This window comes from Nocardioides sp. 1609, from assembly GCF_004522105.1.
Classification (GTDB): Bacteria; Actinomycetota; Actinomycetes; order Propionibacteriales; family Nocardioidaceae; genus Nocardioides.
In genome coordinates this window covers 204156-216772 of sequence record NZ_SPUJ01000003.1, presented here as the reverse complement: position 1 = coordinate 216772, position 12617 = coordinate 204156, and the positions used below count along the sequence as shown (strand labels likewise).

The following is a 12617-nucleotide window of genomic DNA, read 5'->3' as shown; positions in this document are numbered from 1 at the left end:
GAGGTCGCGACCCGCTCGTCGAGACCTCGCAAGCGACCTCGGGGACGTAGCCGTGGACGCCGCCGGTGTCGGCGGCGCTCGCTCGCGCGACCTCCGGCGGGGCCCTTCGAGTTGACAATGATTCTCACTAACACTGAGAATCGTTCTCATGCGACGTCTCCTGATCCCCTGCGCACTGCTCCTCGCCACGACGGGCTGCTCGGCGTTCGCCGACGACCAGGCGGGCGGCGACGGCGCGCCGTCGGTCGTGACGGCGTTCTACCCGCTCCAGTACGTCGCCGACCGGGTCGCGGGTGAGCACGCCGACGTCGAGAACCTCACGACGGCGGGCAAGGAGCCGCACGACCTCGAGACGACCGTCAAGGAGACGGCGATGATCGCCGAGGCGGCGCTCGTCGTCCACGAGAAGGACTTCCAGCCGGCTGTCGACGACGCCGTCGAGCAGAACGCGACCGGCGACGTCCTCGACGCGGCCGAGGTCGTCGGGCTCCAGCCGTTCTCCGAGGAGGGCCACGAGCACGAGGAGGAGGGCCACACCGAGGACGACGGCCACGACCACGAGGGCGACCTCGACCCGCACTTCTGGCTCGACCCGATCAGGATGGCCGACCTCGGTGACGCGGTCGCCGACGCCCTCGCCGAGATCGACCCCGACCACGCCGACGACTTCGCCGCCAACGCGGCCGCGCTGCGCACCGACCTCGAGGAGGTCGACCGGGCCTACACCGACGGCCTCGCCACCTGCGAGCGCTCGACGATCGTCGTCTCGCACGACGCGTTCGGCTACCTCGGCAAGTACGGTGTCGAGGTGGCACCCGTGGCCGGCCTCTCCCCCGACGCCGAACCGACCCCCGCCGTCCTCGCCCGGCTCCAGGAGCTGATCGACGAGGACGGGATCACGACCGTCTTCAACGAGCGGCTCGCGAGCCCCCGGTTCGTCGAGAGCCTGGCCGACGACACCGGCATCGAGACCGCGGTGCTCGACCCGATCGAGGGCCTCACCGACGAGACCGCCGACGACGACTACCTCTCGCTGATGACGTCCAACCTGGCGGCCCTGCAGGAGGCGAACGCGTGCCGGTAGCACCCGTGCACCTGAGGGACGGCGCGGTCGCGATCGGCGGCCGCCCCGTCCTGCGCGGCATCGACCTGACGGTCCCGGCCGGGGAGTTCCTCGCCCTCCTCGGTCCCAACGGCTCCGGGAAGTCCACCCTGGTCCGCGCGCTCACCGGGCTCCGACCGCTGGCCCGCGGCGAGCTCACCCTGTTCGGGACGCCGTTCGAGCGGTTCGGCGAGTGGCACCGGATCGGCTTCGTGCCCCAGCGCAGCGGCGCGGCCTCCGGCGTGCCGGCGTCGGTGCGCGAGGTCGTCACGTCCGGGCGGCTCACCCGGCGCCGCCTGCTGCGCCCGCTCGGCGCCACCGACCGTCGCGCGATCGACGACGCGATCGAGCTCGTCGGCCTCACCGACCGGGCCAGGGACGGCGTCAGCACCCTCTCCGGCGGCCAGCAGCAACGGGTGCTCATCGCCCGGGCGCTGGCCGGCGACCCGGAGCTGTTCTTCCTCGACGAGCCGACCGCCGGGGTCGACCTCCCGCAGCAGCAGGTCCTGGCCGACACCCTGCGCGCGCTCAAGGACCGCGGCTCCACCATCGTCCTGGTCGCCCACGAGCTCGGCCCGCTCGCGCCGCTCGTCGAGCGGTCGATCGTGATGCGCGACGGCCGGATCGTCTACGACGGCGCCCCGCTGGCCGAGGACGACGTCCTCGGCCAGCACCACCACGACCACCTCGCCGCCGACCAGCGTGGCGACCACGCGCCGCTGGTGCGCTCACCCCTGGAAGGCGGCGGTCGGTGAACGCGTCCGAGCTGCTCAGCTACCCGTTCATGCAGCGCGCGCTGCTCGCCGCGCTCTTCACCGGGCTGGCGGCGCCGGCGATCGGCACCTACCTCGTGCAGCGCCGGCTCGCGCTGATGGGCGACGGCATCGGCCACGTCGCGGTGACCGGCGTCGCGCTCGGGCTGGTGACCGGGTGGTCGCCCACGTGGACGGCCGTGGTGGTCGCCGTGCTCGGCGCGGTCCTGATCGAGGTCATCCGCGAGCGCGGGCACACCAACGGCGACGTCGCGCTCGCGCTGCTCTTCTACGGTGGGCTTGCGGGCGGCGTCCTGGTCACCGGGCTGGGCGGGCAGAGCGCGGCCCAGCTGCAGCAGTACCTCTTCGGCTCGATCACCACGATCTCGGCCGGCGACGTGATCGTCACGATGGTCCTCGCCGCGCTCGTGATCCTGGTCTGCGTCGGGCTCGCCCCGCAGCTCTTCGCCGTCGCCCAGGACCCGGAGTTCGCGCGGGTCGCAGGCCTGAAGGTGCGGGTCTACAACGTGCTGGTCGCCGTGCTGGCGGCGGTCAGCGTGACGGTCGCGATGCGCACCGTCGGCCTGCTGCTCGTCTCGGCTCTGATGGTCGTGCCGGTCGCGACGTCGCAGCAGCTGTCGCGCACCTTCCGCGCCACGCTCGTCTCGGCGATGGCGCTCGGCTGCCTGGCCTCGGTCGGTGGACTGACCATCTCGGCGTTCGCGTCGTACCACGCCACGGTCGCCCCGGGCCCGACGATCGTGCTGCTCTCGCTGGCCGGCTTCGTCGTCACCTGGCCGATCGGCGCCTGGCTGCGGCACCGGGCCCGGCTGCACGCGCCGTTCGCCGACGAACCGGTCGGCCACGACGTCACCGACACCCACCCGCACGACCACGGGCCGGCGTGCGGTCACGTCGCCGTCCCGCACGACGACCACGTCGACTACGTGCACGACGGGCACCGGCACGCCCCGCACGGCGCCCACTACGACGAGCACTGACGAAGGTCGCGCGAGCGCAGCGAGCGCGAACCTTCGTCGATGGTGGTCGAGCAAGCGGCACGACCGAGCGATCCCAGGAACGCGACCAGGAATCGCCGCCGCCCCTGGCCGACCCACCCGGCCCGGCGTACCGTCAGGGCATGACCGAGCCCAGGTTCGCCCGCCTCCCGGAGCAAGTCCGGCTCGAGGACACCGTCACCTCCGAGGACGAGCCGATCCTCGAGCCCGCCATGGTGCTCGTCGAGGACGGCTGGTTCGTCCGGAACGCCGGCGGCTGAGCACTCCGGCGGTCCCGCGTCCCGCTCGCGGGGTCTTCCCACGGCCCCGTGTCCGCTCGCGGGGTCTCGACACGCCGGTTCGTGGTGCTCGCAGGCTCGCACCACGACGGCTTGCTCGACCACCCTCGAGGAGGGCACCCAGTCGCTGCGCTCCTGGGTCCCTCCTCACGCCCTCCCGTAGCGGCGGTCCCGCTCGGCGTAGATCTCGATCGCCCGCCACAGCGCGAGCCGGTCGACGTCGGGCCAGAGGACGTCGGTGAAGACCATCTCGGCGTACGCGGCCTGCCAGAGCATGTAGTTGGACAGCCGCTGCTCCCCCGAGGTGCGCCAGATCATGTCGGCGTCGGAGACCTCGGGGACGTACAGGTGCTTGGCGAAGGTCTTCTCGTCGACCTTGTCGGGGTTCAGCCGGCCGGCGGCGACCTCGCGGGCGATGGAGCGGGCGGCGTCGGCGAGCTCGGCGCGGCCGCCGTAGTTGACGCACATGGTGAGCGTGAGGACGTCGTTGCCGCGGGTCAGCTCCTCGGCGACCTGGAGCTCCTTGATCACCGACTTCCACAGGCGCGGGGCACGGCCGGCCCAGCGGACCCGGACGCCGAGCTCGTGCATCTGGTCGCGCCGGCGCCGGATCACGTCGCGGTTGAAGCCCATGAGGAAGCGCACCTCGTCGGGCGAGCGGGTCCAGTTCTCGGTGGAGAAGGCGTAGGCGGAGATCGCCCGGACGCCGATCTCGATCGCGCCCTCGACGACGTCGAACAGCGACGCCTCGCCCATCTCGTGACCCCGGGTGCGGGGCAGGCCGCGGTCCTTGGCCCACCGGCCGTTGCCGTCCATCACGATGGCGACGTGCCGCGGCACGAGCTCCTTCGGGAGCTCCGGCGGCCGCGCCCCGGTCGGGTGCGGCGTGGGTGGTCGGACGGCGCGCTTCACGATCGCCCACCCTAGACGGGCGGGCGGCCTACCGCTCGACGTGCTCCATCGAGCGCAGCTGCCGCTCGAGGTGCCAGGAGAGGAACGCCGAGATGAGGCCGCTGGCCTCGCGCAGGTGGCGCGGATCGGCGGCGTCGACGTGCCCCCAGTCGCCGGCGAGCAGGGCACCCATCAGCACCAGCGCCTCGGGGGCCGGGGCGGCCGAGCCGGGCACCCGGCAGGTGCTGCACAGGACGCCGCCCATCGACGGGTTGAACCAACGGTGCGGACCCTCGCGGCCGCAGTGCGCGCACCCGTCGAACGACGGCGCCCAGCCGGCGACGGCGAGCGAGCGCAGCAGGTAGGAGTCGAGCACCTGGCCGGGCCGTCGTTCGGGCAGGGCGAGGGCCCTCAGCCCGCCGACGAGGAGCAGGAACTGCTGCAGCGCCGGTTCCTTCTCCTCGGTGACCAGCCGCTCGGCGGTCTCGAGCATCGCGGTGCCGGAGGTGTAGCGCTCGTAGTCGTTGCCGAGGCCGGCGTGGAACAACGACCGGGTCTCGGCCTGCGTGACGATGTCGAGGGAGCGGCCCTCGGCGAGCTGGAGGTCGACGTGCGTGAACGGCTCGAGCCGCGACCCGAACTTCGACGACGTGCGCCGCACGCCCTTCGCGACCGCCCGGACCCGTCCGTGGTGCCGGGTCAGCAGGGTGATGATGCGGTCGGCCTCGCCCAGCTTGTGGGTGCGCAGCACGACCGCCTCGTCGCGGTAGACGGGCACCGACCCAGTCTGACAGGGCTCAGGTGACCGAGCCGGTACGCCGCGCACGCCGCGGCCCCCGGACCGGGCCGGACGCCGTCCGCGACGCCGGGGCCCAGCAGCCCTGCGCGAACGCGACGGCCTCGCGGTCGAGCCGCTCCGGCCAGAACCGCCACTCCAGGATGTGGTGGGCGCGGACGAACCGCGCGTCCGGCATCTCCTCGGCGAGCATCGCCGCGTCGGCGGCCGGGTGGATCGGGTCGGAGGGGTGCCCGACCACCAGCGCCGGCATGGTCATCGCGCGGCGCTGCTTCGACGACGGCGCCATCCGGCCGAAGAACACCCCGTGGACGACGGCGCCCATCGCGTCGGGGCGCTGGTTGCAGGCGTCGAGCGCGATCCCGGCCCAGAAGGGCACCAGTCCGCGCGGCACCGGCCTGGTGGCCCGGCGCAGCGCGGTCACCGTGAACGGGAGGAACCGAGCGGCGAACATCAGCGGCGCGCACACCAGGATGCCCGCCTCGACGGCGTTGTCGAGGACGGGCATCTCCAGGAGCAGCCCGCGCACCCGCTCGGGCGCGATCGCGGCGACCTCGAGCGAGGCGTTGGCACCGAGCGACGTCCCGCCGATCACCGCCTCGGGTGCGCCGAGGTGGTCGAGCAGCGCGACGACCTGCTCGCCGAACGCCGTCATCGAGTAGACCAGCGGGTCGGCGGGCCGGTCGGAGCGACCGTGGCCGAGCAGGTCGAGGGTGACGACGTGCATGCCCTCGGCGGCCAGCGCCCGCGCGAGCGGCTGCTGCATCCGGCGCGGCAACAGCTGTCCGGGGAGCAGCACCACCCAGGCGTCGCCGCCGCCGTACTCGGTGTACTCGAGGCGGTCGCGGCCCGACCCGCTCTCGAGGAAGAACTGACCGATGCGCTCGGAGACCAGCATGGGGGCAGGCTACGACACCGACGGGCGGTCCCCACGGACGCCGTTCGACGTTCCGGACACTCAGCCCGCGTTGTTGCCCGAGGTGTTGATGCTGCCGTTGACCCCGCGCGGGTAGAACCCGCCCTTCCGCGACTTCTCCGGGGTCAGGTACACGATGTTGAGCACCTGGCCGGGCGTCCGGGAGAAGGCGATGCCGTTCCGGTCGGTCGGGACCAGGTTCGACAGCCACTTCTTGCGGCCGATGCCCTGGTCGAGGCTCTTGCGGCCGTCGAGCGAGTCGCGGGCGTCGGAGATAGCACCGGCCTCCTTGTTCAGCCCCTTGGTGGCCAGCAGCGTCCTGACGATGCCTGCGTGGTAGGCCTCGACGGCGAGGATGCCGGCCGAGGCGTCCAGGTACGTCTTGTTGGTGATGAGCGGCGCGGCCCCCTTGTAGGCGGTCACGCCGACGTCCTCGAAGATGAACGCGGCCAGCAGGAAGTTGTTCTCGTTGGCGAACGGGTCGAACGTCTGGCCCGCACCGATCAACCCGGCCGCCCGGGCCGCCGCGGTGAAGCTCTGCCGCAGGTTGATCTGCGGTCGGGCCACCTTGGCCCCGCCCAGCGCCGTGCGCAGGAACCGGACGTGGTCGAGCTCGTCCATCGCGATCTCGCGGGCGTAGCTGCGGATCGCCGGCGTGGCGAAGCTGACCTCACGGCCGCCCGTCACGCCACCCTTGTCGCCCTTGCCGGACGTGAGCTTGTCCGAGAGGCTCCTGCCGAACGCGGCCTGCTGGTAGAACTCCGCCTCGAGGTACTCGAGGTTGAGGGCGAAGTTGAGGATCGCACCGTCGCTCGGTGCCGCCGCGGCCGCGGCCGAGGCCGAGTCCGGGAGGATCCCGCCGAGGGCGCCCGCGCCGAGCACGCCGAGCCCGCCGACGCCGGCGGACTTGAGGAAGAGCCGACGGTCGGCCTCGTTCTCGGAACTGCGCTCGATCATCTGCTTGACGACTGTCTTGCCGAACATGTGGTGCTCCTTCGCGGTGAGTGCGACCTGGATCGCGTTGAGTTCGGGCGCGCTCGTCCGCGGCCGGGCTGTCACGCCCTGCCCTGCCGTTCTCGGCAGGGCTCGGTCCGTGCTCCGACCGCAACGACCGGCGGCGGTGGTCAGCCTCATTTCCTGCGCCGAGGGCGCCGAGGGGACGGTGACGAGTCACCCGACTTCCTCAACGGAAGCACCTCGGTCCCGTCGGTGTCACCACCCCCGATCGGCCGTGCCGCGATTCCATCCGACGGGGTGAAGCAGCGCCGACAGGCAATCCGGCGAGGGTGTTGCGCCGAACACGGATCGGCGCTTCATTGACTCCCGGGCGACGTGTCCGGCGCGCTCCTCCCCTGTTGACGTCCCCCTCCTCGCCCGACGACGAAATCGAGCTCCTGCGTGTACCAGCAGTCCCCGAAGGTCGAGGCCCGGGCCCGCGTCCGCGGTCCCCTCCCGCTGCTCGGGCCCGCGTTCGTCACCGCCATCGCCTACGTCGACCCGGGCAACTTCGCCACCAACGTCACGGCCGGCTCGACCTTCGGCTACCTGCTGGTCTGGGTCGCCGTCGTCAGCAACCTGATGGCGATGCTCATCCAGTACCTGTCGGCCAAGGCCGGCATCGCCACCGGCCGCAGCCTGCCCGCCCTGTGCCGCGAGCACTTCCCGCGCCCGGTCACCCGGGGCCTGTGGGTGCAGGGCGAGCTGGTGGCCATCGCCACCGACCTGGCCGAGGTGGTCGGCGGCGCCATCGCCCTCAGGCTGCTCTTCGACATCCCGCTGCTCGCGGGCGGCCTGATCACCGCCGGCGTCGCGTTCGGGCTGCTGGCCCTGCAGACCCGCGGTCACCGTCCGTTCGAGATCGCCATCACCGGCCTGCTGCTGGTGATCCTCGTGGGCTTCCTGTACGACGTCCTGCGCAGCGGGCTCGAACCGCTGGCGCTGCTCGACGGCACCGTCCCGAGGTTCGAGGGCAGCGACAGCGTGCTGCTCGCCGCGGGCATGCTCGGGGCCACCGTCATGCCGCACGCGATCTACCTGCACGGGGCGCTGACCAGCCGGCGCTACGTGCGCACGACGGAGGGCCAGCGACTCGCGCTGCTCCGCAGCCAGCGCACCGACGTCGTCGTCGCGATGACGATCGCCGGGCTGATGAACCTGGCGCTGCTCGTCGTCGCGGCCTCGGTGCTGCGCGGCGGCGATCCCGTGACCACGATCGAGGGTGCGCACGCCGGGCTGGGTGCCGCTCTCGGACCCGCCGCCGCACTCCTCTTCGCCCTCGCCCTGCTGGCCTCCGGGTTCGCCTCGTCCAGCGTCGGCACGCTCTCCGGCCAGGTCGTGATGGAGGGCTTCCTCGAGGTCCGGATGCCGCTGGTGGTGCGCCGCCTCGTCGCGCTCGCACCGGCGCTCGTCGTCCTGGCCCTGGGGGTCGACCCGACGCGGGCGCTGGTGGTCTCCCAGGTCGTGCTGTCCTTCGGCATCCCGTTCGCCCTGGTGCCGCTGATCCTCTTCACGAGGCGTCCCGACGTGATGGGCCGCCTGGTCAACCGAGGGGTCACCACGCAGGTGGCGTGGGCGGTGGCGGCGGTGGTCATCGCGCTGAACCTCACCCTGGTCTACCTGACCTTCGCCTGAGCGGGCCATCCGTCGGGGCCGCGGCGACGAACCCCTGGTGCTCGCGTGACCGACGACCCTGGGGAGAGACCGTGCACCAGCAAGGACCCACGCCCGACCAGGACTCGCTCACGCCACGGGAGGCCGAGATGATCGACCTGATCGCGGAGGGGCTCAGCAACAAGCAGATCGCGGAGACCACCGCACTCTCGCCGAACTCGATCAAGTCGTTCATCCGCTCGGCCTACCGCAAGATCGGCGTCGAGAAGCGGGAGCACGCGATCGAGTGGGCCCTCGAGCGCCGCGGCGGACGCGCGGCCGGCTGAGCGGCCGCGCGTCCGCGCGGGTGGGTCAGAGCCCGGCGGTCCGGTTCACGGCGCTGGTGACGGCCTTCAGCGAGGCGGTCACGATGTTGGCGTCGAGACCGACGCCCCACACGACCTGGTCGCCGACCGCGCACTCCACGTACGCCGCCGCGATGGCGTCGCCGCCGGAGCTGAGCGCGTGCTCGTGGTAGTCGAGCACCCTCACGTCGAAGTCCTGCGGGAGCTCGTTGATCGCCGTCACGAAGGCCGCGATCGGGCCGTTGCCCGAACCTTCGAGGGTCCGGGCCTCACCGTCGACGTAGACGCTGACGGCCAGGGCGTCCTTCTCGCCGGCCGCCGAGCTCGTGTGCACCGAGTCGAGCCGCAGCGGGGCCTCGCGGTCGAGGTACTCCGCGCGGAAGGCGGTCCAGATCTCACCGGGCGTCACCTCGCCGCCGTCGGCGTCGGTGCGCTGCTGGATGACGCGGCTGAACTCGATCTGCGCGCGGCGCGGCAGGTCGAGCTTGTGCTCGGTCTTGAGGATGTAGGCAACCCCGCCCTTGCCGGACTGGCTGTTGACCCGGATCACGGCCTCGTAGGAGCGGCCGACGTCCTTGGGGTCGATCGGCAGGTACGGCACGGCCCACGGGTGCTCGTCGACGCCGTGGCCGGCCGCGGCGGCGTCCTTCTCGAGGTGCTCGAAGCCCTTCTTGATGGCGTCCTGGTGGGAGCCGGAGAAGGCGGTGTAGACGAGGTCGCCACCGTAGGGATGACGCTCGTGGACGGGCAGCTGGTTGCAGTACTCGACCGTGCGGCGGATCTCGTCGATGTCGGAGAAGTCGATCTCGGGGTCGATGCCCTGCGTGAACAGGTTGAGGCCGAGGGTCACCAGGCAGACGTTGCCGGTGCGCTCGCCGTTGCCGAACAGGCAGCCCTCGATGCGGTCCGCGCCGGCCAGGTAGCCGAGCTCGGCCGCCGCGACGGCCGTCCCACGGTCGTTGTGGGGGTGCAACGACAGCACGACGTGCTCGCGGTGGCGCAGGTGCCGGTTCATCCACTCGATCGAGTCGGCGTAGACGTTGGGGGTGGCCATCTCGACGGTCGCGGGCAGGTTGATGATGACCGGCTTCTCGGCGGTCGGCTCGAAGACGTCGAGCACCTCGTTGCACACGCGGACGGCGAACTCGAGCTCGGTGCCGGTGTAGGACTCGGGGCTGTACTCGTAGAAGACCTCGGTCTCCGGCACGCCCTCCTCGTACTTCTTGCACAACCGCGCGCCCTGGACGGCGATGTCGGCGATGCCGTCCTCGTCGAGGCCGAACACCACGCGCCGCTGCAGCGTCGAGGTGGAGTTGTAGAGGTGCACGATCGCCTGCTTCGCGCCACGGATCGACTCGTAGGTGCGCTCGATGAGCTCCTCGCGCGCCTGCGTCAGCACCTGGATGACGACGTCGTCGGGGATGAGGTCATCGTCGATGAGCTGGCGGACGAAGTCGAAGTCGGTCTGGCTGGCGCTCGGGAAGCCGACCTCGATCTCCTTGTAGCCCATCTCGACGAGCAGCTTGAACATCGCCAGCTTGCGGGTCGGTGACATCGGGTCGATCAGCGCCTGGTTGCCGTCGCGCAGGTCGACGGCGCACCAGCGCGGCGCCGTCCGGATCCGCTTCGTCGGCCATGTGCGGTCGGGCAGGTCGAGCGGGATGAACGGCTCGTAGCGCCGGTGCGGCATGCCGCTGGGCTGCTGGTCTCCGGTCGGAGCGGGGCTGCCGGTCGGGGTGCTGCTGGTCATGGTGTTCTCCTGCTGGTGGCTGGGGCGCCGGCGCACAGAACCTCCGCAGCGAGGAGGTCGGCGGTTCAGACCTCGCTGCGGCAGCGAAGGAGGAGTCGGTACGTCATGACGCGCACCACTCTAGCCGGACGGCTCCGGTGCCGGGCAAGCCGTCTCGACGTGCGACCCGCCGGCGCCGGCCGAGGACCTCACGACCTGAGGAGCGACCCGGTCTCCGTCACCCGCCGGGCGAGGGCCGCCGCGTCGGCGACGACGTCGTGCGCCCCGGCGTCGCGGAGCTCGGTCTCGGCCAGGCCGCCGGTGAGCACGGCGAGGCACCGGACGCCGGCGTCCGCCGCGGCCCGCACGTCCCAGACGGCGTCGCCGACGAGGACGGCGCGCGAGCGTTCGGCGTCGCCGAGGGCGACCTCGACGAGCTCGCCGCTGGGCTTGCTCAGCTCGGCGTCGGCGCCGGTCACGATCCGGCCGAGGAGCTCGCGCGAGCCCGGGAGGAGGTCGAGCAGCCGCTCGGTGGTCTCGCGGTCACCGGAGCTGGCCAGGACGACGTCGAGGCCCCGGGAGCGCATCGCCTCCAGCAGGTCGAGGGCGCCGTCGGTCGGCGTGATCGACCCGAACAGCCGGTCGAGGTGGCGCGGGTGGCGCCGGCGGAGCTCGTCGCCGAGCGCGTGCTCGGTGGCGTCGCCCGCCGCCTCGGCGACCAGCCGGTCGCCGCCCATGCCGATGAGCCGGTGGAGCCGGCGGGCGGGCACCTCGACGCCGACGTCCTGGAACGCGGCGTGCCACGCGAGGACGTGGGTGTAGACGGAGTCGACGAGCGTGCCGTCGAGATCGAGGACCACGGTGGTCACCTCGGGTGTGGACATCATGGCTCCTTCCAGGAGTCGCGGGTGCGGGCGACGAGGTCGTCGACGACGCCGTCGAGGTCGCCGGTGCGCTCGAGGGCGGCACGCTGGCGGGTGGCGCCGGTGCCCCGGAGCACCCCGGCCACGCCGTCCTCGACGCGCGCGGTGTCGCCGGCTGAGTCGAGCGCGTCGCGGACGGCGTCCACGACGTCGGTCAGGACGTCGGCGGCGCCGACGGGCTCGGCGTCCGGTCGGGCCGGGTGCAGCAGGTCGCCGGCGAGGCCGTACCGGGCGGCCCGCCAGCGCGCGGCCCGCACCAGCTCGGAGCGCCACGGCAGGGCGGGCAGCGCACCGCCGGCGGCGGTGTGCACCAGCGCGCGGACGAGCGCCGCCACCAGCAGGGTGTCGTCGAGGTCGGTGGCGACGTCGGCGACGCGGACCTCCACGGTCGGGTAGTCCGCGGCGAGCCGGGCGTCGAAGTAGAGCATCGCGTCGTCGCGTGCGGCACCCGAGCGCACCAGCGCCTGCGCGGCGGCGCGGTACCCGGCGACGTCGCCGAAGGGGTCGGTCGGGCCGGCGCTGGGCCAGCGGGACCACTGCTCGCTGCGCCACGACGCGTAGGAGGTGTCGCCACCGTCGGCGAAGGGCGAGTTCGTGCTCACCGCGAGCACGACCGGCAGCCACGGCGCGATCCGGTCGATGACGGCCACGCCCTCGTCGTCCGAGGCGATGTCGACGTGGACGTGCATGCCGCACGTACCGGCGGAGCGGGCGACGTCGCCGTAGCGCGCGACCATGTCGCGGTACCGGTCGTCGTCGCTGACGACGGCGACGTCGGAGGAGAGCACCGGGACGGCGGAGGCCACGAGCGCCAGGTCCAGCCGCTCGGCCGCCTGCCCGGCGCCGGACCGGGCCGCCCGCAGGTCGCGCCCGACGTCGTCGAGGTCGGTGGACGGGGCGCTGTGGATCTCGACCTGGTGGCGGAAGAGCTCGCGCTCGACGTCGCCGTCGGCCAGGCGCAGCACCTGGGGCGCGCGTGGCACCGCCCGCCGCGACGCGGGGTCGACGACCCAGAGCTCCTCCTCGACCCCGACCTTGCGCACGCCACGCGTCACCCGGCCACGCGTCGCGGCGTCTCGGCTGGCGTCTCGGCTGACATCCCGGCTGGCATCTCGGCACCTCCTCGTGAGCCCAGTCAACGGCCGGCCCCGCGGTCGCACCACCTCCCGCAGGATGGTCGGCCCCGGCGCCCGTGGACCGGGCAGCGGCGCGGCGCCCACCTCGGACGACGTGCGCCGGGGACGTGGAGCGACGAGT

General features: G+C 72.7%; 13 protein-coding genes. 6 read left to right on the top strand and 7 right to left on the bottom strand.

Annotated features, from left to right (window positions below; genetic code table 11):
* Positions 1-148: 148 nt before the first annotated feature.
* The 4 genes from E4623_RS07280 (at position 149) to E4623_RS22535 (ending at position 3133) form a co-directional block, all read left to right on the top strand.
* Positions 149-1084 carry a metal ABC transporter substrate-binding protein gene (locus E4623_RS07280; protein WP_134765863.1) on the top strand — a complete coding sequence of 312 codons (936 nt, stop codon included), beginning with the start codon at positions 149-151 and terminating at the stop codon, positions 1082-1084.
* Entirely contained in the window at positions 1075-1857 is a 783-nt protein-coding gene (locus E4623_RS07275; protein ID WP_134765862.1) for an ABC transporter ATP-binding protein, read from the top strand. Before E4623_RS07280 ends, E4623_RS07275 begins: the two co-directional genes overlap by 10 nt.
* Entirely contained in the window at positions 1854-2855 is a 1002-nt protein-coding gene (locus E4623_RS07270) for a metal ABC transporter permease (RefSeq protein WP_245154953.1), read from the top strand. Before E4623_RS07275 ends, E4623_RS07270 begins: the two co-directional genes overlap by 4 nt.
* Before the next feature lie 140 nt (positions 2856-2995).
* Positions 2996-3133 (top strand): hypothetical protein, encoded by a 138-nt coding sequence (locus E4623_RS22535; RefSeq protein WP_167736517.1) that lies wholly within the window; start codon positions 2996-2998, stop codon positions 3131-3133.
* A gap of 165 nt (positions 3134-3298) precedes the next feature.
* Here the strand turns inward: E4623_RS22535 and E4623_RS07265 are convergent, their stop codons facing one another.
* The 4 genes from E4623_RS07265 to E4623_RS07250 are packed head-to-tail and all read right to left on the bottom strand — an operon-like array spanning position 3299 to position 6738.
* Positions 3299-4063, bottom strand: a complete 765-nt coding sequence (locus E4623_RS07265) for an isoprenyl transferase (protein ID WP_134765861.1) — start codon at positions 4061-4063, stop codon at positions 3299-3301.
* A 28-nt stretch (positions 4064-4091) separates the two neighbouring features.
* Positions 4092-4820 carry a DNA repair protein RecO gene (gene recO, locus E4623_RS07260; RefSeq protein WP_134765860.1) on the bottom strand — a complete coding sequence of 243 codons (729 nt, stop codon included), beginning with the start codon at positions 4818-4820 and terminating at the stop codon, positions 4092-4094.
* 19 nt (positions 4821-4839) lie between these two features.
* Entirely contained in the window at positions 4840-5736 is an 897-nt protein-coding gene (locus tag E4623_RS07255; RefSeq protein ID WP_134765859.1) for an alpha/beta hydrolase, read from the bottom strand.
* 60 nt (positions 5737-5796) lie between these two features.
* A complete protein-coding gene (locus E4623_RS07250; RefSeq protein ID WP_134765858.1) occupies positions 5797-6738 on the bottom strand; it encodes a ferritin-like domain-containing protein in 942 nt (313 codons plus the stop codon).
* A 414-nt stretch (positions 6739-7152) separates the two neighbouring features.
* On the opposite strand from E4623_RS07250, the gene E4623_RS07245 reads away from it, so the two are divergent.
* Together E4623_RS07245 and E4623_RS07240 are read left to right on the top strand one after the other, a co-directional pair.
* The gene (locus E4623_RS07245) at positions 7153-8385 is read left to right on the top strand and encodes an Nramp family divalent metal transporter (RefSeq protein WP_134765857.1); all 1233 of its coding nucleotides are present in this window, start codon (positions 7153-7155) and stop codon (positions 8383-8385) included.
* 71 nt (positions 8386-8456) lie between these two features.
* Positions 8457-8690: a helix-turn-helix transcriptional regulator gene (locus tag E4623_RS07240; RefSeq protein ID WP_209020564.1), complete on the top strand. Its 234-nt coding sequence runs from the start codon at positions 8457-8459 to the stop codon at positions 8688-8690.
* Between the two features lie 25 nt (positions 8691-8715).
* On the opposite strand, the gene leuA is transcribed toward E4623_RS07240, so the two are convergent.
* The 3 genes from leuA to E4623_RS07225 all read right to left on the bottom strand — a co-directional run bounded on the left by leuA (position 8716) and on the right by E4623_RS07225 (position 12415).
* Complete coding sequence (gene leuA, locus E4623_RS07235) at positions 8716-10458, bottom strand: 2-isopropylmalate synthase (protein WP_134765856.1); 1743 nt, start codon at positions 10456-10458, stop codon at positions 8716-8718.
* A gap of 188 nt (positions 10459-10646) precedes the next feature.
* Positions 10647-11321 (bottom strand): HAD family hydrolase, encoded by a 675-nt coding sequence (locus E4623_RS07230; protein ID WP_167736516.1) that lies wholly within the window; start codon positions 11319-11321, stop codon positions 10647-10649.
* A complete protein-coding gene (locus E4623_RS07225; RefSeq protein WP_245154952.1) occupies positions 11321-12415 on the bottom strand; it encodes a glutamate--cysteine ligase in 1095 nt (364 codons plus the stop codon). Before E4623_RS07225 ends, E4623_RS07230 begins: the two co-directional genes overlap by 1 nt.
* Positions 12416-12617 lie beyond the last annotated feature (202 nt).